17 protein-coding genes are annotated in these 21,290 nt (G+C 54.7%); 10 read left to right on the top strand and 7 right to left on the bottom strand.

The window, feature by feature from the left end; translation table 11 throughout:
• The first annotated feature begins 67 nt into the window (after window positions 1-67).
• From U9O48_RS14160 to U9O48_RS14185, 6 genes are read left to right on the top strand one after another with little or no spacing between them, the layout of a single operon-like run.
• Window positions 68-2,581 (top strand): type VI secretion system Vgr family protein, encoded by a 2,514-nt coding sequence (locus U9O48_RS14160; RefSeq protein WP_285149412.1) that lies wholly within the window; start codon window positions 68-70, stop codon window positions 2,579-2,581.
• Window positions 2,578-4,695, top strand: a complete 2,118-nt coding sequence (locus U9O48_RS14165) for an effector protein Tle3 domain-containing protein (protein WP_285149410.1) — start codon at window positions 2,578-2,580, stop codon at window positions 4,693-4,695. Before U9O48_RS14160 ends, U9O48_RS14165 begins: the two co-directional genes overlap by 4 nt.
• A gap of 2 nt (window positions 4,696-4,697) precedes the next feature.
• Window positions 4,698-5,384, top strand: coding sequence for a hypothetical protein (locus U9O48_RS14170; RefSeq protein ID WP_285149408.1), 687 nt, complete (start codon window positions 4,698-4,700; stop codon window positions 5,382-5,384).
• 3 nt (window positions 5,385-5,387) lie between these two features.
• Window positions 5,388-6,083: a hypothetical protein gene (locus U9O48_RS14175; protein WP_285149407.1), complete on the top strand. Its 696-nt coding sequence runs from the start codon at window positions 5,388-5,390 to the stop codon at window positions 6,081-6,083.
• 13 nt (window positions 6,084-6,096) lie between these two features.
• Window positions 6,097-6,354, top strand: a complete 258-nt coding sequence (locus tag U9O48_RS14180) for a PAAR domain-containing protein (protein WP_285144168.1) — start codon at window positions 6,097-6,099, stop codon at window positions 6,352-6,354.
• Window positions 6,290-6,844: a hypothetical protein gene (locus U9O48_RS14185; RefSeq protein ID WP_324722682.1), complete on the top strand. Its 555-nt coding sequence runs from the start codon at window positions 6,290-6,292 to the stop codon at window positions 6,842-6,844. Before U9O48_RS14180 ends, U9O48_RS14185 begins: the two co-directional genes overlap by 65 nt.
• 291 nt (window positions 6,845-7,135) lie before the next feature.
• Here U9O48_RS14185 and U9O48_RS14190 read toward each other — a convergent pair whose 3' ends face one another.
• From U9O48_RS14190 to U9O48_RS14210, 5 genes are all read right to left on the bottom strand, one after another.
• Window positions 7,136-7,603, bottom strand: a complete 468-nt coding sequence (locus U9O48_RS14190) for a very short patch repair endonuclease (RefSeq protein WP_324722683.1) — start codon at window positions 7,601-7,603, stop codon at window positions 7,136-7,138.
• On the bottom strand, window positions 7,584-9,017 hold the full coding sequence (locus U9O48_RS14195; RefSeq protein ID WP_324722684.1) for a DNA cytosine methyltransferase: 1,434 nt from the start codon (window positions 9,015-9,017) through the stop codon (window positions 7,584-7,586). The genes U9O48_RS14190 and U9O48_RS14195 overlap by 20 nt, the downstream gene beginning before the upstream one ends.
• A 49-nt stretch (window positions 9,018-9,066) precedes the next feature.
• Window positions 9,067-9,762, bottom strand: coding sequence for a phosphohydrolase (locus U9O48_RS14200; protein ID WP_324722685.1), 696 nt, complete (start codon window positions 9,760-9,762; stop codon window positions 9,067-9,069).
• Window positions 9,763-9,810: 48 nt separating this feature from the next.
• A complete protein-coding gene (drpB, locus tag U9O48_RS14205) occupies window positions 9,811-10,080 on the bottom strand; it encodes a cell division protein DrpB (protein WP_282495379.1) in 270 nt (89 codons plus the stop codon).
• Window positions 10,081-10,291: 211 nt separating this feature from the next.
• A complete protein-coding gene (locus U9O48_RS14210) occupies window positions 10,292-11,155 on the bottom strand; it encodes an N-acetylmuramic acid 6-phosphate etherase (RefSeq protein ID WP_324722686.1) in 864 nt (287 codons plus the stop codon).
• Between the two features lie 164 nt (window positions 11,156-11,319).
• On the opposite strand from U9O48_RS14210, the gene U9O48_RS14215 reads away from it, so the two are divergent.
• The gene (locus tag U9O48_RS14215) at window positions 11,320-12,936 is read left to right on the top strand and encodes a sensor histidine kinase (protein ID WP_285144161.1); all 1,617 of its coding nucleotides are present in this window, start codon (window positions 11,320-11,322) and stop codon (window positions 12,934-12,936) included.
• Window positions 12,933-13,652, top strand: coding sequence for a two-component system response regulator DcuR (gene dcuR / locus U9O48_RS14220; RefSeq protein ID WP_282495376.1), 720 nt, complete (start codon window positions 12,933-12,935; stop codon window positions 13,650-13,652). Before U9O48_RS14215 ends, dcuR begins: the two co-directional genes overlap by 4 nt.
• Here dcuR and U9O48_RS14225 read toward each other — a convergent pair.
• Window positions 13,633-14,598, bottom strand: a complete 966-nt coding sequence (locus U9O48_RS14225) for an FAD:protein FMN transferase (protein WP_324722687.1) — start codon at window positions 14,596-14,598, stop codon at window positions 13,633-13,635. The two genes, dcuR and U9O48_RS14225, sit on opposite strands and share 20 nt — an antisense overlap.
• An 85-nt stretch (window positions 14,599-14,683) precedes the next feature.
• Window positions 14,684-17,461, bottom strand: a complete 2,778-nt coding sequence (locus tag U9O48_RS14230; protein WP_324722688.1) for a flavocytochrome c — start codon at window positions 17,459-17,461, stop codon at window positions 14,684-14,686.
• Between the two features lie 615 nt (window positions 17,462-18,076).
• On the opposite strand from U9O48_RS14230, the gene U9O48_RS14235 reads away from it, so the two are divergent.
• Window positions 18,077-19,585, top strand: coding sequence for an anion permease (locus tag U9O48_RS14235; RefSeq protein WP_282495373.1), 1,509 nt, complete (start codon window positions 18,077-18,079; stop codon window positions 19,583-19,585).
• Window positions 19,586-19,640: 55 nt separating this feature from the next.
• Window positions 19,641-21,290 carry a class I fumarate hydratase FumA gene (gene fumA / locus U9O48_RS14240; protein WP_324722689.1) on the top strand — a complete coding sequence of 550 codons (1,650 nt, stop codon included), beginning with the start codon at window positions 19,641-19,643 and terminating at the stop codon, window positions 21,288-21,290.

The raw sequence follows: 21,290 nt of genomic DNA on the forward strand, positions 1-21,290 counted from the left end.
TTTTAATTATAGGCGTGAGTGAGTATTCTTTTTGTAAAAACAAATAGTAATTAAAAGGAATTTAATTATGGAAGGACGATCCGAAACAGTTCAGCAGCAGGATACTCTAAACCGATATTTGTTATATTTTCCCCGTAGTAAAGGCGTTATCCCCGATGTTCACTCGTTTACGGGGGAAGAGGCATTAAGTAAACCCTACCGTTATACCATCCGCTTCACCAGCCCGGATCAGAACATTGGCATCAATGCCGTTCTTAACCAGATGGCCGAATTTATTCTGCGCGCCCCGAATCCGAAAGCCACCTGGCACGGGCAGACCCACTGGCTGCCGGTGCGCCAGATTAATGGCACGATCACCAAATTCTCTCGCCTGAAGTCGTCAGGTGACGAAGCGCTGTATGAGTGCGAGCTGGAGCATGAGCTGGCGCTGCTGGACAGAAATTATCGCTCAGCTGTGTACATGAATATGACGATTCCGGAGCTCGTCACGAAGCTGATGAAGGACAGCGGTCATTTTGACGGGTACAACATCGATTTTGACCGGTTGAGTCACAGCTACCCGAGTCGGGAAATGATTATTCAGTGGAAAGAAACCGATCTGCAGTTTATCCGCCGGTTGCTGGCGGAAGTGGGGATCTGGTTCCGCTTTGAAAATCACGACAAGGTTCAGGGCGAAACCGTCGTCATTTTTGGGGATTCTGGTAGCCGCTACATTTTCAGCGACAAACAGATACCGTATGTTCGAAATTCCGGTATGACCAGCTATGACGAATACATTACCGATCTGGAAGAACAGCATGGTCTGATCCCTCAAAACGTACTGGTCCGCACGTACAACTACCGTGATCCACAATCGCCACAAACTGATAAAACCATTGAAACGAGTGATATTCCGGAAGGCGTAACGACAGGCCAGGAATACCACTATGCCGATCACTACCTGGCCGACGGCGATTTTTACGGCGAAGAGGCGGAAACAGCCACGTTTTACGCCCGCCTGCGCTATGAGCGCCTGCTGAACGGGCAAACTGTGCTCGGGGCGACAACCAGCGATCCGGCGCTTCAGCCCGGCATTATGTTTAACCCAACCGGCACTATTCCTGACGGGTTTAAGCCCGGATTTTTGATAACGACGATGGCCATTCGCAGCAGCCGTGCGGAACACTACCGCGCTGTGTTGACGGGGATCCCCTACATCAACGGTTACAGCTTCCGCCCTGAACATCTGCCCCGACCGGTGATTGCCGGGACGGTGCCCGCAAGAGTGGCGGCCATCGGTGGAGATAAGGTTTATGCCGGACTCGATGCGAAAGGCCGCTACCGGGTGAAGTTTGATTTTGACCTTGAAGAAAAAAAAGACGGATTTGAAAGCGCATTGATACGTCTCGGCAGACCGTATGCCGGTGACACCTTTGGTTTTCACTTCCCGCTTCTGGATGGGACTGAGGTGGCCGTTGATTTTGAAGGTGGCGATCCTGACCGCCCGTTTATCGCCCACGTCCTGCATGACGGCCGCCGTACGGATTTGGTCACGAACCGTAACGATACCCGCAACGTTATTCGCACGGCTGCTTTTAACAAAATTCGCCTGGAGGACAAGCGCGGAGAGGAGCATATCAAGATCGCCACGGAGTACGGCAAGAGCCAGGTTAGCGCTGGCCACCTTGTTGACTCGGAGGGAAAACAGCGCGGTGAAGGTGTGGAAGCCAGAACCGACAACCATATGGCGCTACGTGCGGCTAAAGGGATACTGCTTACCACGGAAGCACAGCCACGCGCAGCGGGCAAACAGCTGGATATGACGGCCGCCATTGCGCAGCTGGAAAAAGCGCTGTCGCTGGCGATGACCCTGCAACAAAGCGCGCTAACGGCTGGAGCCAGTAATGTGGAAACCGATCAGCAGAATGCCCTCATCCAGACACTAACTAACCTGACCGGTCCGGGCCTGTTGACCTATGCCGATAAAGGGCAGGCACACGTTACGCCGGACAACCTGCAGCTGTCAGCGGGCAAAGATTTGATCGCCACGGCGGGCAGCGATGCCAGCGTGAACATCGTGAAAAAATTCTCGCTGGCCGTAGGGGAAAAACTCTCACTGTTTGCCCGCAAACTCGGCATTCAGATGATTGCCGGTGCGGGGGATATTACAACGCAGGCGCAGCGCGGCGAAATGCACATGCTGTCTCAGCAGGATTTCACGCTGACGAGTACCGCCGGAAAGATGAACGGCAGCGCTAAAGAGGGGATGCAGTTTGTCTGCGGCGGCGGCGGGATACGTATCAGTCCGAACGGGTTGGTCACGATTTTCTCGCCGACGGGCATCGAGCTGAAAGCACCGAACCTGAAATACGACGGACCGGAGAGTGCGTCGGTACAGTCACCGTCCTTTGAGAAGGGGGCATTTAAACTCCGTTACAAGCTGCACGCAGGTGATGATCCGGAGCAAATTCTGGCAAACAAAAAATTCAGGCTGACCAGTTCGTCCGGACAGGTGGTGGAAGGTGTGACCGACAGCAGCGGTCATTCACCGTTGCTCGATGCTGATGATCTCGACAGTTACAAAATGGAGTTGATGGAATGACGGATACGAAGACAAAACCGTATGCCCCTCGCGTGGTATCTGAAGGGGATATTCCGGTACATAAAAGCCTAGGTGAAACTGCCCAGACCTGCAGCGTGGGAGTGCCGCGCCCTATGCCGGGTATCGTGATTCTGGTACATGGTGTGAACGACGTGGGTGAAGCCTATCAGAATCAAGAAAAGGGCATTCTTCAGGGGCTGGGTAAACGGCTTAATCGGCAGGATTTTTACCCCCACGAATGGAAGGACTACAGAGTTACCGATCCTGGTCGCTCACCCATTATCCCTTTTTTCTGGGGATATAAACCCGTTACGCATGACGACTATCGGGCAGATCAGAAGCGTTATCGGGAAGAAGTAGAAAAGATGAAAGATGCGGCTCACCTGCCGTTTGATACGTATCAGGAAGATAACGCCGATAAAAAAGCCGACCTCGGGAATGACGGATTCAGCACGCTGAAGTACCAGAACGATAACTTCGGTAATGCTCTGGAAGCGAATTTTGCCAAAGGCGGTGGCACATTCGCAAACGCGACAACCAACATCCCCGATATGCTTGGGCCGGGCGCTGGCGGCGCAGCTCTGGGAGCTGCGGGGTTTCTATCATTGCACGCTAACGGCGGCGACTTTACACACCCTATTTTTAATAATCCGCACCGGATCTATCAGTTTTTTGCGGCTCAGCGCCTTGCCGATTTGATTATTCAGATTAGGCAGCCACTGGAAACGAAGGATGATGTTATCAATATTGTGGCGCACAGTCAGGGAACGATCATCACCATGCTTGCAAATATGCTTGTGGTGAAAGCCGGTTTGAAGCCGGTGAACTGCACGATCCTGAATCATTCTCCGTATTCACTGGAATCCCGCAGCGCTGAAAATATTCAGCCCGGCCATCACCAGACAGATAAAGCCCGTCAGGATACATTTAAAAATTTCTGCAGTCTGATGGCCGCACAGTACAAAGGTGGTGTGCTGGATGAAGCCGCTCTGAAGGAAATGGAAGGGGCCTGTACGCTGCGTAAACCGTCTGATAATCCGTTGCGAAAAGACGCCAAATTTTGCCGCGATAATAACGGAAAGGTCTATAACTACTTTTGCCCTAATGATGGTGTCGTGTCTTTGACAAACGTTCAGGGTTTTGGCTGGCGAGGCATCCCCAAAACCATCGCTGCCGGTATCTCAAACTTATATCAGCGAGTTTTTTACCAGCATGGTGAGGTCGGGCTGGCACCGACAGGAACAGAGTTTACGCTGCCGCCTCGTATGACGGGGGATGCGGATTACAGCAGTCTCGCGAATACCAATTATCCCACGTCTGCCTCGGGTGTGATCGTGAACGGTGAAGAACTACCGGAGACGTTTATCTTTGAACTCCAGGGACAGAATAATCACCCCGATAATGATCCGAAAACCAGCGATAAGCCTTACACAGCTAACATCGACCCGGACAGCCCGGATGCCTACATTTCGTATTCTGCAAAAGCCCACACAATCAAACTTACCCAGTCGGCAACTTATGCGGTGAACAGTTACCAACGTATCAGCTGGCGGCCCGGCCACGTTCTTACGCCTGAAGAACTAAAAATAGAAAGCATCGACCGGAAAGTGACGGTGATTCGCGGTGTAGTCACAGGATCAAATGCTTTTCCAAACGTCACGCTGACCTGGCTTCGTTCTCGCGAGGAACTGGAAAAAGAGTGGCGGAAAGCTGATCCGGTTGGGTATAGCCAGCACTCTTCTATCGTCGCCAGTGAATTCGCGCCGTCTCATGCGATGGCGTATGACCTGGCAATCGGTCAATGCCGATCGTTTGACTTTAAAGCGGGTAAATTCTGGGAAGACCTGTTGCACCGAGCGGACTGGCGTGATCCGTTGAATAAAAACCCTGATGCCAAGGAATATTACCGATCAGGAAAACTACCTTTAGATGAAACAAAGCGTTATATGAATAAACCCGACGAGGTATTACCAGAAAATGTGGTTAATCAGTATAACCATGCCACTGAATTCAAACCGTCCCGTGATTTGTCTGTAGGGAACCAGGCCATTACTAACCTCCAATGGGATATGCCTAAAGCTAAAAGCGATGCTGCCTTAGCGAAGAGGGATTAAAGATGAAGGGACTTTATTTAGCGCTTGCAGCACTGTTGGTGGCCGTGAATTGTGAGGCAAAGGAGCCGCCAACGCAGGTGGTTTACCGATTTGATGACCATCGCTCTTTGGAACTGAAGGGCTGGGACTGCGACGGTGAACTCTGGTATACGGACACGCAAAAAGGTATCCATAGTCAGGTATGGAGCCAGTTTTATCGGATATTTACCAAGAAATTCATTCATCCTTCCGAACGCTATATGGCAATTTCGTCGTGGGGGGGAGGATTTACAGTTTCAAAAGATTACGGGAAAACCTGGAGCGGGGCTCACTATTCGCCGGGAGAAAATGAGCCAAATGGTGACAACCGACCACCTTACGATGACATCCTCTCTTTTACTGTCGTTGGCGATCAGGGTTTTTTGCAGACCAAACACCGGCTGTATATGTCGTCAAAGCCGTTTGATGACCCGCGTATTCTCCCCGGTGGTCCGGGGATCCATTACGAACTTGAAGATGGGGTAAAGGGAGATATTCAGTCTGGTTCCGCCGGATGGGCCTGGGGATTGATTTATATGACTAGGCAAGGGTTGAAGGGCACTATTCAGGAGCTTCAAACCAGCTGGAAAGATCTCCCAGACAAAACTCCAGAAGTGAAGGGTTACACCGGCTGGGATCATATGCGCTGTGACATGGACTTAGGGAAATAGGCCATGAGAGGACTATGTATAGGTCTGGCAGCCACCAGTATTTTGCTGGTGGCCGGATGCCAGGCGAAGGCGCCACTAACGCAGGTAGTTTATCGGTTTGATGACCATCGATATCTTGAGCTGAAAGGCTGGGACTGTGAAGGTGAACTCTGGTATACGGACACGCAAAAAGGTATCCACTCTCAGCCATTTTTCCAGTTTTACCGGATATTTCCCAAAAAGTTCGAACATCCATCTCAGCGTTATATCGCTATCCCAAACTGGGAGGTGGATGGGTTTATGGTTTCTAAAGACTATGGGCAAACATGGGAAGGAGTTGGTTTTTCTCCTGGCGAAAATGAGCCAAATGGCGATAACAGGCCACCAAGAGAAGATGCAGTGTCTTTCACAGTCGTTAACGATCAAGCTTTTTTGCAGACCAAACACCGGCTGTATATGTCGTCAAAGCCGTTTGATGACCCGCGTATTCTCCCAGGCGGTCCGGGTATTAAATATCGTTTAGATAGTGGTGAGCCTGATGAAATAACTCCAGAGTATCCTGGGTGGGCCTGGGGGCTGATTTATTTTACCAAAGAAGGTCTGGAGGGGAAGGTAGTTCGTCATGAATCAAACTATCAGGATCTCCCAGACAAAACTCCAGAAGTGAAGGGCTACACCGGCTGGGATCACATGCGTTGTGATATGGATGCAGGACGATAAGGAGATAAAAACGATGAAAGGCGTAATTCGACTGAACGATCCACTGGTGAGCGGTGGAAAAGTGATTAAAGCGTCAGGTGCGGACTTTATGGGTAAACCCGTAGCCCTGAAAAACGATCAGGTGACGTGCCCGGAACATAAAGGGACGTTCCCGATCAATGAATGCCATCCGACCTGGACCATGAACGGCCGGGGGGTTGTGGTGGATGGGTGTCACGCTGCGTGCGGTTGCGAAATCAAAAGCACCCTGCCTGTTGCGGGAGCTGCGTGATGAGAGAGTGGTGGTTACAGGGTTATCCCGTACCGAGAAGTATCCGTTAATGCAGGCTCTGGACCAAAAAGGGCTGGCAGCGGACAGGCTGGATGTGGATGCGTCGCTGGGTGAAAAAAGTGCCGGATATCGGTGGCTTACGTTGGCGTTGGCTGCGGATGCGGTGAAATACGCTCAGGGTGAGCAGTTGGTTGCGACCTCAGAAAAAAACAAATTTGGCATAACAGCGCTCTCTTCCCAGAGAACCACTATTCCGAGCAATCTTACCTGGGGAAACTGGCAGAATCCTGTTTTACCTGCATTCATGGCTGGATTGTTTTTTATATTCTCTATACTGTTTTATTATATAACCTTCTCAGAAGGTAATAGCCATCCATCTATCTGGACACTTCTTGCATATGTTATAGTCCCATTAATTGTTTTTATTTCTATCGGTGTTTCTATTCTTATATTAAAAAGCAACGCAGCCTATAGAGATATGAGGTGTTGATATGAATGAAGCAATTGGAGTCATCGTAAGTCACATATCTTATTATGTTACTTGTCGGTTATTCCCCGAACAGACAGGAAATAGCTTCCAATGTGAATACCGCCATGCCATTGGCGGTTTGCGCCAAGCAGCCACCATCCATGTCCATTTTTTCGCAAATCGGTGATCAGCTCATCATAATTCCGATATTCCTGCCCGTTAGCCTTGTGCACGGAATTTAACAAAAACTTCCTTAGTATCACAATGTTATTGGGAATATCGCCTGCGCGCTGGAAGAGAAATACGTCCACATTAAACGGGCCGAATCCCCGTGGTGTCGATCTGCGCGGTTTGACCACCGCCGCAGATCCACTCTTCCAGCCGCTCAATCAGCGCAGCGTCATCAAGCTTTAACCTGCCCCGCAGCGCACACTCCCAGACAATCAGCACCCGCCAACCCTGCGCCATCAGCGTGGTGATATCCCGCTGGTCGCGCGTCACGTTCTTACCGATTTTTTCCAGCCAGAACTCGGTGCGCGTCGCCGGGACTTTAAACAGATAACAGTCGTGATGGTGCCAGAAACAGCCGTGGGTGAAGATGATGCAGCGATAATCGTCGAGGATAAAATCGGGGCGGCCGGCCAGCGCCGCATCCTGCGCGCGAAACGCAAAACCGCTCTGGGTTAGCAGCCCCGCCAGCCGTTTTTCAATCGCGGTGTCACGCGTGCCGATGGCACGCATGTTTTTACTGCGCGTCGCCTTACTGTGCACATCCGTCATTGACGGCCTCGCCCAGACGCAGTTTGACGGCCTGTTTGATCCGCGATTCGAGCAGTTTTGCCACCGCCGCAAAGGCCGGCACCACCACGGAGTTGCCAAACTGGCGATAGGCCTGGGTATCCGACACCGGAATGCGGAAGCGATAGCCCTGCGGCGATTCGAAGCCCATCAGACGCGCGCACTCGCGCGGCGTTAAGCGGCGCGGGCGATGTTGCTGATTGTTCGGGTCGTCGAAATTCACTTCGCCCAGCGCTTTATCCCAGCCTCTGTCGATCAGGATTTCGGCACCGTCTTTGTAATAGCGGGCCGACAGCGTGCGAGTGACGCTGTGCGGATTAGTCGGGTCGACCATGCCAAACCCGAAGCCGTTGCCCTTCGCCTGATGTTTTTTGGCATAGCGGTAAAGGTATTTCCACAGCACCGGCGTGAGGATAAATTTGGCGTCCACCACCGGTTCGAGCAGCTCGGCAATGGAAGGTCGATGCGCGGGATAGAGCGACGGAATACCGCGCAGCGTGAAGTTGCCCTTCAGGTTCAGATCGCGGCGGAAGCCCACCAGCACAATGCGTTCCCGGTGCTGCGGCAGGAAGTGTTTGCCGTCGATAATCTTGGGATCGTCCGCGCCCATGTCCTGCGAATCGGACACGTCATAGCCCAGTTCATCCAGCGTTTGCATGATGATGCGGAAGGTTTTGCCGCCATCGTGGCTTTTGAGGTTTTTGACGTTTTCCAGCACAAAAATTGGCGGTCGACGGGCGTCGATGATCCGCACCACGTCAAAAAACAGCGTGCCCTGCGTATCGCAGGCGAAACCGTGAGCGCGGCCGAGGGCGTTCTTTTTCGACACGCCCGCCAGCGAGAACGGCTGGCACGGGAAGCCCGCGAGCAACACATCATGCTGAGGAATATTTTGTCGGATGTGCTCCGCCGCCTCGTCGTCGCTGACGCCAGGTTTGTGGCTTAGGGTGACGTCGCGGATATCTTCGTTGAAATGATGCGTGTGCGGATCGCAGTACCAGTTGGCTTTGTAGGTGCGCACCGCGTGTTTGTTCCATTCGCTGGTAAACACGCACTGGCCGCCGATGGCCTCAAAACCGTTGCGGATCCCGCCGATACCGGCAAACAGATCGACAAAGCGGAAAGCATAATTGGGATGAATGGCCGGTGGGCGCGGAAGCAGGTTTTGCAGGTAAGTAAATTCCCGCTCGCTCAGGCGGTGCCCTGCCCTGTCGCTGGTAACCAGTCGTTTGAGGATCGCCGGGCTCCAGTGGCTTTCACCTTGCGCATTCAGCTCATTGACCAGGGTTTTCGCATCATAGATGGTCAGCAGTTTGCTCAATAACGCCTGCACCGTGGCCGTGGATTTCTCTGCCAGCAGAAGTGCGGGCGCTATCACTGATCGTTTTTCCTGCATACCTTTAACCGGGCAAAAGAGACTGAGGACAGATTACCATAGTTCCGCTTTACACATCGCGCTGGAATCGGCGCAGCGCCTGCGTATCTATCCCGAGACAATCGCCCTGCAGCTCGGCGCTCAATTTCGCCATAAACTGCACTAAAAAGCTGGCGTTGTGACGGGCCAGCTCGCGGCCCATCCCGGTCTGCATGGTCTCCGGAAGGCGCAGCAGTTTGGTCTGGAAATGGTCGAGGGCAAACTGTTTGTCGTTTAAGTCGCGCGCATCGGCAAAGGGATCGTTGGCATCGAACAGCGCCACACCCAGTGAACCCGATACGGCGAAGACGCGCGCCAGACCGATCGCGCCGAGGGCCTCCAGCCGGTCCGCGTCCTGAACAATTTTGGCCTCAAGAGTCTGCGGCGCGATTCCCGCGCTGAAGCTGTGCGCTTCGATGGCGTGTTCAACCGCAGGAATGCTTGCTTTGGGGAAATCCGGGAAATCGTCCGTGAGGATCTGCCGGGTTTTGCGCGCCGCAAGCTTTGAAGAGTGGCTGCGTTGGGGATGATTTTTAGGCAGGCTGACGATGTCATGGAAATAACAGGCCGTGAGGACCACCAGCGCGTCGACGGCTTGCCCCACCATCATCCGCTGCGCGGTCATCCACACGCGGCGGAAATGTGAAATGTCATGCGCCGCGTCATCGGTTTCGTGATGTTCCGTTAGCCAGGCTTCGAAGCGTTGCGGCCAGTGAGCAAGTTCCATGATCTCTCCTTTACGAAACGCTCACCTTAACAACTTTCCGCAAGCCAATCACTCGTTGTTGTCGCGCGGGCGCGTGTACCAGGCGATAGCGCCCAGAATGCCGCCCACCGAGCCCAGCACCAGGAACCCGAGAAACGCCCCGAGCCACTTCCCGCTGGTCGATCCTAAATCGCCCTCGACGACCATATTCGGCGCGGAGGGAATTTTGCTGACCACCCACAGATAGCGGAGCATCGCCCAGACAAAGTATCCGCAAAATGTGTAAAACGCCCACAGGGCGAGTTTGCCTCCCAGGCCACGCGAGTTGTTCTGTTCCATGTTTAACCTTTACTGCCGCGGTAATGGCGTTACCGCTCTCACATTGCGAGCTCAAAAGTGTGAATAAAGTCACATTTTGGCACTCTTTGCGTCGTCATGCGACGGTAAAGGTCGAGGGATTTATCTTAAGTTGATCGGACGCAAGTAAAAATCAGAATCTCGAAAACACCAAAGGCCGCATCTGCGGCCTTTTTGTTCACAAGCTCAAGGGTTACGGCGCTTCCTGCAACGCCACGCGAATAAACCCGTTATTCTGCTCCAGTAATTCACGCGCCTGCCAGGCGTCCAGACCGGTCATCACCGTTAGCACGGCGGTTTTGCAGTGGTGGTTGCAGCTTTCCAGCGCCGCTTTGGCAACCGTGCGCGTGCAGCCGCCCGCCTCCATCACAATCGCGATCTGCCGTTCGGCCCACTTGATGCTTTTCGCTTCCAGGTCCACGCGCATATTGCTGTAAACCCGACCGGTGCGGACGGCGAGTCCCGTCGCAATCATATTGAGGATCAGTTTTTGCGCCATGCCCGCTTTGGCGTTGTTAAAGCCCGCCACCACATCTGGTCCAGTTTGTGGCGCGATAATCATGCTCGCCAGCTGCGCGGCTTCGCTCTGTTCATCGCTGGTAATGATGGCAACCGGTGAACTCAGGGACCAGGCGTGGCGCATCGCCCCCCAGACCCACGGCGTTTTGCCGCTGACGGAGAGCGCGAGCATCATGTCGTGCTCGCCAAAATTCATGGCCTGCAGATCGGCCACCCCGCGATCGTAATTTCCCGCGCCGTCTCCGGCATCAAGCCCAATGACCGGATGTTTGCCCGGGGCGTACTCCAGCGCCGCATGCAGCGCTGCGCGACCAGACGGCCCGGCGCCGACAATAAACAGCCGTCCGCCGTGGCTCAGAGTGGCCGCGGCGTTATCCACCACGCGGGCGATGACAGGTAAAAAGGGAGTGATGGAGTCGGTAATGCATTTATCATCCTGATGAATCACATTGAGCATGTCCAGGGTCGACAACCTGTCGATATCCGCCGTTTCCGCGTGGCGTCTCTCCGTGACCAAACCGTTCAGCTTAACGCTCATAAACTGCCTCCTTGTTATGAATTCCCCCACACTATAAAGTGTTTTATATGGATGACCTGCGAGGGGGGTCACGAAAAGAGCAGCATTCGTCAGCTTTTACATCGCTTTAAGAAAGCGCCATCATCAGCGATAATTACCCCTTTCTAATTATCCACGGGGTTTCGATGAGCGATTTGCAGCCTTTAGCCACGACGCGCAAGCGCCCGATGAAACTCAACACTCTGGTCACCCTGATGGTGTGCGGCGTGATGGGGTCGGTGTTACTGGTGATTTTTGCGCTCTATTTTGTGCAGGTCACCCGCGCCACGCGCGACGGCGTGAAAGATACCGCCCTGGCGATTGCCCGTACGCTTGCCGATAGCCCCGATGTCAAACGCGGCTTACAGCACTCACCTGAAAACAGCCCTATTCAGTCCGTCGCCGATGCCGTCACCCGCCGCAACGATCTGCTCTTCGCCGTCGTCACCAATATGCAGGGCGTGCGCTACTCTCACCCGAATAACACCCTGCTCGGCAAACGCTTTATCGGGGAAGACATCAGACCGGCGCTGGAAGGGAAGGAAAATGTGGCGGTCAACCACGGCGTACTGGCCGAAGCCTTACGTGTCTTCACTCCGGTTTATAACGATCAGCACCAGCAGATTGGCGTGGTCGCGATTGGGATTTCGCTTAACAAAGTGGATGAACAGATCAGTCGCAGCCGCTGGGGCGCCATCTGGGCGATACTCTTCAGCGCGCTGATGGGCACGCTGGGGACCTGGGGGCTGGTGCATCTTCTGAAGCGGATTTTGTTCGGGCTGGAGCCCTATGAAATCTCCACCCTGTTTGAACAGCGTCAGGCGATGCTGCAATCCCTGAAAGAAGGCGTCATTGCCGTCGACAGCGAGGGGCGCGTCACGATGATTAACCACGCCGCCCGCCAGATCCTCCTCCTGCCTGCGGGCAATACGGACGAGCCGCGGCACATGCCGATGCTCGCCTCTCTGCGCCGCGTCTCGCAGACCGGCAAAGCCTTGCAGGATCAGGAGATCGACTGCAACGGGCGTCTGCTGCTGTGCAACACCTTCCCGGTCAGAAGCCAGAGCGCGGTCATTGGTGCGATCAGCACCTTCCGTGACAAAACTGAAGTGCGGGAATTGATGCAGCGAATGGATGGCATGGTGAGCTATGTCGACGCCCTGCGCACTCACTCCCATGAATTTATGAATAAACTGCATGTGATCCTCGGCCTGCTGCACATGAAGCGCTATGACAAGCTCGAGGAGTATGTCATTCAGACCGCGCAGAATTATCAGACCGATATCGGCGCGATTCAGCATAAAATTAAATCACCGGTGATTGCCGGGTTCCTGCTCGGCAAAATCAACCGCGCCAAGGAAGCCGGTTTTACCCTGACGCTGGCGGAAGAGTGTCTGGTGCCGGACACGCCGAATACCGAGCAGGTGACGGTGCTGATTACCGTCCTCGGCAATCTGATCGAAAACGCGCTGGACGCCATGACCGGCCAGCCCGAGGGCGAAGTCGGCCTGCTGATGCATTATCAGAACGGCTGGCTAAGCTGTGAAATCAGCGACGACGGTCCGGGCATTGCGCCTGAACGACTGGAACATATTTTTACGAAGGGCTTTTCCACCAAAGGTGAAAACCGCGGCGTGGGGCTTTTCCTTGCTCGCCAGCAGCTCGAAAAACTGGGCGGTGAGATTGCCGTCGAATCCGAGCCTGGCGTATTTACTCAATTTTTTGTACAGATCCCCTGGGATAGCGAGAGGAAAATCGCGTGATAAATGTCTTAATTGTCGATGATGATGCCATGGTGGCCGACCTTAACCGTCTGTACGTGAACCGGGTTGAGGGATTTAGCTGCTGCGGCGTGGCCTCTACGCTGAATCAGGCCGAAGCGGTGATTAACAATCCCGCCCAGCCTGTCGACCTGGTGCTGCTCGATGTCTATATGCAGCAGGATAACGGGCTGGATCTGCTGCCTATTATCCGCGCATCCGGTCGCCCGATTGATGTGATCATGATTTCATCGGCGTCGGACGCGACCACCATTCAGACCTCGATGCACTACGGGGTGGTGGATTATTTGATCAAGCCTTTCCAGTTCCCGCGCTTTGAAGAGGCGCTGAACGGCTGGAAGGAGAAGAAGCAGCTGATGGGCGCACATCAATATTATGAGCAGGCGGATGTGGATCGTTTGCTCCACGGCGGCGCGCCGGAGCTGGCGGACAGCAAGCGTCTGCCGAAAGGCTTAACGCCGCAGACCCTGCGCACCATTTGCCAGTGGATTGATGCCCATCCTGACGCGGAGTTTTCGACCGATGACCTGGCGAACGCGGTCAGTATTTCCCGCGTCTCCTGCCGTAAATATCTGATTTGGCTGGCGCAGATCACTATCCTGTTCACCAGCATTCACTACGGGGCTACCGGACGCCCGGTGTATCGCTACCGTTTGCAGCCGGAACAGGTCGGGCTGCTCAGGCAGTATTGCCAGTAAGGCGGTAGCGGTTATCCAGAAGCGTAAAGCGGAAATGCTGCATTGAGGAGACCACCACCTCTTTGCTTTTGGTGACGAAGACCGCTTCGATATCAGGCCGCGCGCGCAGCGCGGCACAGCCCTTCTCCACGCCCATCCCGTAAATCAGCGTGGTCCAGATATCCCCGTCGATGGAGTTCGTCGAGATAATGGTCACACTGTCGAGTTCGTTATCCAGCGGATAGCCGCTGCGCGGGTTGAGAATGTGGTGGTACCGCTTGCCGTCGCGTTCAAAGAAGCGTTCGTAAGTGCCCGAGGTAACGACCGATTTATTCTCCACATTCAGCGTGCCGATCAGTTCGTCAGGCCCGCCGAACGGCGTTTTGATTCCTAAAGACCAGCCCCCTTCCGGCGCGCCCAGCGTCTGAATATTGCCCCCGAGGTTAATCAGCCCGAGAGTTTCGCCCTCTTTACGCAGGTAATCCCGCACCCGATCGGCGATATAGCCTTTGGCGATGGCACCGAGATCGATCTCCATGCCCGGTTGGGTCAGGAACACGCTGCTGGCGGCGTCGTTGAGCACAACTTCCGCCGGATCGGTGATCGCCAGTAGCGCCGCGATCTCATCGGCGGGCGGGACGCTGTCGCCCTGAAAACCAATCTTCCAGCGCTTCACCAGCGGGCCAATCGCCAGGTTGAAGGCGCTGTTCTCGAGCAGGCTCGCAGCTTTGGCGACGCGGATCAGTTCATACACCGGACGACTGACGCTGACCGGGTGTTTTCCGGCGGCGTAGTTGATGTCCATTACCTGCGAGGGCGCGCGGTTGACGGTGAGCAGATCTTCGTACTGTTTGATGAGGCGAAACACCCGCGAGGCGAGCACTTCGTTGTTCGAGAAGAGTTTCAGAAGAATGGGGGAGCCCATCAGGGTGGCGGTGTAGCTGTAGACGCGATGGTCGTCAGACATGGCAAAGCTCCTCGGTTAAATTGCCGGATGGCGCTGCGCTTATCCGGCCTACAAAACCGTGCCCGGCAAGCGCCGGGCATTGATACTACTGTTTTGCGCGCATCGCCGCCTGGTGTCCGGCAAGGGTACCAAAAATAATGATATCTGCCACGGCGTTACCGCCGATACGGTTCCCACCGTGGATGCCGCCGACCACTTCACCCGCCGCGAAGGCGCCTGGAATGATCTGTTTGTCGCTGTTCAGCACGCAGGTGTCGGTGTTGATGGTCACGCCGCCCATGGTGTGGTGTACCCCAGGGGCGATCCGAATTGCGTGGAACGGGCCTTCGTTGATCGGCGCACGCAGCGCGGTGGTGCGACCAAAATCATCGTCGTGCTGTTTTGCCACAAACCCGTTGTAGCGCTCCAGGGTGTCGAGGAAGGTCTGTTTATCCATCCCTAAGGTTTCGGCCAGCGCTTCTGGCGAGCTGGCGCTGGTCACCAGACCTTTGGCGATGTACTCATCCGCCGCTTTGTTTTTCGCGCGAATGTGCTCATCAAACACGATGTAGGCGTATTTCTCCGGCAGGGCGATGATCTGCGCTGAGACTTTGTCGCGGGTCTCCATTTCGTTGAAGAAACGGCTGCCCTTCTGGCTCACCAGGATTGCGCCGCCGCCACGGATGGACTCGGAAATCAGGTACGAAGTGTTCTGCTCCACGGTTGGGTGGATCTGAATTTCACCCATATCCACGGTCGCCGCACCGAGACGTTCCAGCAGCGCGATACCGCCGCCGGTGGCACCTTTGTGGTTAGTGGTCACAAAACCATCCAGATCCGGGCGATATTTGACGACCATGCTGCTGTTGGCGCTGAAACCGCCGGTCGCCATGATCACGCTGCGCGTTGAAACGATCACCGTTTCGTTCTCTTCGGTGGTCAGACGCACCCCGGTCACTTCGCCGTTTTCAAAAATAATGTCGCTGACGGAAGTATCGAGCATCACGTCGATGTTGCGTTTGGTGACGTTACGCACCAGGCCGCTGATGAGATATCCGCCCACCGCAGAGCCATCTTTTGGACGGTGCGTACGTTCGATGCTCATCCCACCGGTGGTGGTGATGCCGTTGAGCATGATCCCGCGAGTCGCCAGCCATTCAATCGCTTCTGGCGCGTTTTCGACAAAGCGACGCAGCAGTTCCGGGTTGTTCTTATTGTGGCCGCCTTTCAGGGATTCCTGGTAGAACAGCTCTTTGCTGTCCTGGATGCCTTGTACGCGCTGGAAGCGGGTTTCTGCCGCGTTCATCCCGGCAGAAGCTTTAATGGTGTTCCCGCCGATGGTTGGCATTTTCTCCACGATCAGGACGCTGGCCCCTTCGTCGTGCGCCTGAATCGCCGCCGCCAGACCTGCGCCTCCGGAACCGACAACCACCACGTCAAACTGTCTGGCAGCGTTCGGGTCCACGCCCTCTTCCGCCGCCAGTACTTTGCTGGATTTGACCATCGCTTTGGATACGGCTTTTTTCACCGCTTCGCTCTGGCTGGTCGCGCCGGTGATGGCGTCCACGTGCGGGGTGTTGGCGTCGAGAATGCGGCTGCGGATCTCTTCGAAGCTTGCGACAAACTCCACGTCCTGCGTCGGGCCGGACGCCAGTTCGATATCGGCGATACGATCGGTTTCAAGGCTGACGTTGATCACCAGCTCGTTGCTGTCGTCCTGGACGGTTTCAGCAAACACGCCCGCTTTGAATTTTGATTCGCCCATGCTCATGTCGCGGATCATCGCTTCCACCAGCGAGAAACGCCACAGCGGTTCAGGGATGTTCAGCGCTTCGCGCTGGGTGCTGTCCATGAACAGCTCCAGGGTTTCGCCGGAGCCGATGCGGTCGGTCCAGTCCGGATAAGCGATCGTCGCGCGGCCCACGGCAATCAGATCGTAACCGTGGTCCAGGGCTTCGTTAACGTCAGAAGCATTCACCACGCCACCCACGCCCATCACCGGAATTTGCGCGAGCGTTTCAGAACGCATGGCGCAATATTTCTCGATGAGTGGGGTTGGATCTTGCGTATCGACGATGGACGGGCGCAGCGTTGCGCCAACGGAGAAGTGCAGGTAGTCCAGACCGCGGGCGGCCAGTTTTTCCAGCAGGTACATGGTGTCGTCGAAACGGATGCCCGGGACTTCCATCTCTTCCGGTGAGAAGCGATAGCCGATAATGAAGGCGTCGTCCGCGTACTGGCGAACCATTTTGTGGGTGATTTCCAGTACTGCCAGCGGGAATTTAGCGCGGTTGTCGCGGCTCCCGCCCCACTCGTCGTCGCGCTGGTTGGAGTTCGGGGAGTAGAACTGCTGAATCAGATAGGTGTTTGCGCCGTGAATTTCGACGCCGTCGAAGCCGGCCTGAATCGCACGGCGAACCGCTTCACCGAACTTGCCGATCATGCCTTCGACTTCTTCAGTGGTTAACGCCACCGGCGTGGCGGCGCCGTCGCGCGGAGCGGCCACAGCGCTTGGGCCGACCGGAATACGACCGCCGATCAGTTTCGGGTCGACCATGCGGCCACCGTGGTAGATCTGCAGCAGCGCTTTTGAGCCTTTGGATTTGATGGCGTCGGCAATTTTTGCCAGCCCGGCAATTTTCTCGTCGTTGTCGATGCCGATGGCACCAGGGAATGCCAGGCCCAGATCGTCGACAAAGCAGCATTCAACGATGATGGTGCCGATGCTGCCGGAGCGGGCGCGGTAGTATTCCACCAGCTCGCTGGTCACCGTACCATCGTAATACCCGGTACAGGTGGTCATCGGTGCCATTAACAGACGGTTTTTGAGTTCGGTACCATTCGGTAATGTGAAAGGACTAAGAATTCGTTCGTTAGTGCTCATAATAGAAACTCCAAACTTTAAAATTGAAATCTGAGAATTCTTTATCGGATTATGTTTCTGGTTAATTTTTTTGCCGATGTCATGGTATTAATATAACGATATTTTTAGTTACGAAAGTTATTACGTTAGTTAAAAAACTATTTAATCCCTTCAATAACATTATTACTACATTGGTGTTATTGATATTAGGGTGTCGTGTTCACAATAATATAAACAACGTTAACTTTTTGATTACTTCCTCGGATAACCCACCCTCGACCTAAGTAGCTATTTTTATTGAATAATTAAATCACTAACCGTTTGCGTATAATATCTGTTAAGTGCAATTAACCAAACAAAATGGATAATATCCACATAACTCAATAGGGTTATTATAAATAGCTTAAAAACTCCTCTGCATTTCTATTTTATTGATCGCGATCAATTCCACTGGCATCGAAAGGCGCAGTATATAAACATCATTAATTTTTAATTTAGCGCTTCGCAAAATGCGTTAAATAGCCTTTTACGAAATAACCACAACGCACCTTTTAAAACTAAAGAAAGTAAATAAATTAAAAAAGTCGCGCTGTGTTTTTTATCACCCGAATTTTTGACAACTTAAGAAGCAATCCTATGAATGATAAAACTGCTGTAACGCCCCCAGTGGCGAGCAAGCCAAAAGACGGAAACAACAAACGTCTGCTGATGATGGCGCTGCCCATTATCGTTGCCGTCCTGCTCCTGTTTGTGCCGGTGCCTGAAGGGTTACCGCCGTATGCCTGGCACTATTTCGCGATCTTTGTCGGCGTGATCGTCGGTTTGATCTTCGAACCGCTGCCGGGTGCCGTCATTGGCCTGACCGGCGTCGTCGCCATCGCCCTGTGCAGCCAGTGGGTGCTGTTCAGCCCGGAACAGCTGGCTGACCCGAAATTCAAGCTGGCCGGTGCCTCCTTTAAATGGGCGGTGAGCGGCTTCGGTAACTCCACCGTGTGGCTGATTTTCGGCGCATTCATGTTCGCTGCGGGCTACGATAAAACCCGCTTTGGCCGCCGTCTGGCGCTGATTCTGGTGAAATATCTCGGCCGTCGCAGCCTGACGCTCGGTTACGCGATCACCTTCGCGGATCTGCTGCTGGCGCCGTTCACCCCATCCAACACGGCGCGCAGCGGCGGGACTATCTACCCGATCATCGCTAACCTGCCGCCGCTGTACGGTTCAAAACCAAACGACCCGAGCTCGCGCAAAATTGGCTCTTACCTGATGTGGGTGGCGATCACCGCGGCCTGTATTACCAGCTCCATGTTCCTCTCTGCGCTGGCCCCTAACCTGCTGGCCCTGGCGCTGGTGAAAAGCATCGTGGGTATCAACATCTCCTGGGGCACCTGGTTCATCGCCTTCCTGCCGGTGGGTGTACTGCTGATTCTGGTGATGCCGCTGCTGGCCTACTGGTTCTACCCGCCAGAAGTCAAAGTCAACGACGAAGTGCCGCTGTGGGCCTGTCGTGAGCTGGAGAAACTGGGCAAACTGTCGCGTAACGAAATCCTGCTGCTGGTCTTCGTCTGCTGTGCGCTGATGATGTGGATTTTCGCCGCCGCGTGGATTGAACCGGCCCTGGCTGCCCTGCTGATTGTTGGCCTGATGCTGTGGACCGGCGTGCTGGAGTGGAACGACATCACCGGCAACAAAGCCGCGTGGAACACCTTTGTCTGGTTCGCTACCTTAGTCGCCCTTGCGGACGGCCTCTCCTCCACCGGCTTCATCGCCTGGCTGGGTAAAGAAGGCGGCCTGCTGATGAGCGGTATCTCGCCGGGTGTGGCGACTATCGTCCTGCTGCTGGCGTTCTACCTGCTGCATTACCTGTTTGCCAGCACCACCGCGCACACCACCGCGCTGCTGCCAGCGATGCTGACCATCGCCGCTACCATCCCAGGTATCAACATGGAAGTGTTCGTCCTGCTGATGGTGACCTCACTGGGTATCATGGGGATCATCACCCCGTACGGCACCGGCCCAAGCCCGATTTACTACGGCAGCGGCTACCTGCCGACCAAAGATTACTGGCGTCTCGGGACTATCTTTGGCGCCATCTTCCTGGCGGCCCTGCTGCTGATTGGTTATCCGTGGATGTCCATGATGTTCTGATTCATAACCGCCGGGGCACACTCTCCGGCGGTTTAATTTTATGGAGTGATACGCAATGTCGAACAAAGCCTTTTACTATCAGAATCCGTTCCCTCTCGCCCATGACGACACCGAATACTACCTGCTGACCAAAGAGCACGTCTCTGTGTCGGAATTCAACGGCCAGGAAATTCTCCAGGTTGCGCCCGAAGCCCTGACGTTACTCGCTCAGCAGGCGTTCCACGACGCGGCCTTTATGCTGCGCCCTTCGCACCAGAAACAGGTTGCGGCGATCCTGAATGATCCGGAAGCCAGCGAGAACGATAAATACGTCGCCCTGCAGTTCCTGCGCAACTCTGAAATCTCGGCCAAAGGCGTGCTGCCGACCTGTCAGGACACTGGTACGGCGATCATCATGGGTAAAAAAGGCCAGCGCGTCTGGACCGGCGGCGGTGACGAAGCAGCCCTGAGCCAGGGCGTGTACAACACCTACATCGAAGATAACCTGCGCTACTCTCAGAACGCCGCGCTGGATATGTATAAAGAGGTGAACACCGGCACCAACCTGCCGGCGCAGATCGACCTCTACAGCGTGGACGGGGATGAGTACAAGTTCCTGTGCATGGCGAAAGGCGGCGGTTCCGCGAACAAAACCTATCTCTATCAGGAAACCAAAGCGCTGATCACCCCGGCCAAACTGAAAAATTACCTGGTCGAGAAGATGCGCTCTCTGGGGACAGCGGCCTGCCCTCCTTACCATATCGCCTTTGTGATTGGCGGGACTTCCGCGGAAAGCACGCTGAAAACCGTGAAACTGGCTTCGACTCGCTACTACGACGGCCTGCCGACGGAAGGTAACGAGCACGGTCAGGCGTTCCGCGATGTTCAGCTGGAACAGGAGCTGCTGCTGGAAGCGCAGAACTTAGGCTTAGGCGCGCAGTTCGGCGGGAAATACTTCGCCCACGATATCCGCGTGATCCGCCTCCCGCGCCACGGCGCCTCCTGCCCTGTCGGCATGGGCGTCTCCTGCTCGGCTGACCGTAACATCAAAGCGAAAATCAACCGCGACGGGATCTGGATTGAGAAACTGGAACACAATCCGGGCCAGTACATTCCTGAATCACTGCGTCAGCAGGGTGAAGGCGAAGTGGTCAGCATTAACCTGAACCAGCCGATGAGCGAGATCCTGGCGCAGCTCTCTGCCCATCCGGTTTCGACTCGTCTGTCCCTGAACGGCACCATTATCGTGGCGCGTGATATCGCTCATGCGAAGCTGAAAGAGCTGCTGGATAACGGCGAAGAACTGCCGCAGTACGTGAAAGATCACCCGATCTACTACGCGGGCCCGGCGAAGACCCCAGAAGGTTACGCCTCTGGTTCTTTGGGTCCAACCACCGCGGGTCGTATGGACTCGTATGTGGATTTACTGCAAGCAAACGGCGCAAGCATGGTGATGCTGGCGAAAGGCAACCGCAGCCAGCAGGTGACGGATGCCTGTCATAAGCACGGCGGTTTCTACCTCGGCAGCATCGGCGGCCCGGCAGCGGTGCTGGCGCAGAACAGCATCAAGAGTCTGGAGTGCGTGGCTTATCCTGAACTGGGTATGGAAGCGATCTGGAAAATCGAAGTCGAGAACTTCCCGGCGTTTATCCTGGTGGATGACAAAGGTAACGACTTCTTCCAGCAGATCCAGAACAAGCAGTGCGCGGGTTGTGCGCAGCGCTGA

The organism is Lelliottia sp. JS-SCA-14 (assembly GCF_035593345.1).
In the GTDB taxonomy this organism is placed as follows: domain Bacteria; phylum Pseudomonadota; class Gammaproteobacteria; order Enterobacterales; family Enterobacteriaceae; genus Enterobacter; species Enterobacter wanjuensis.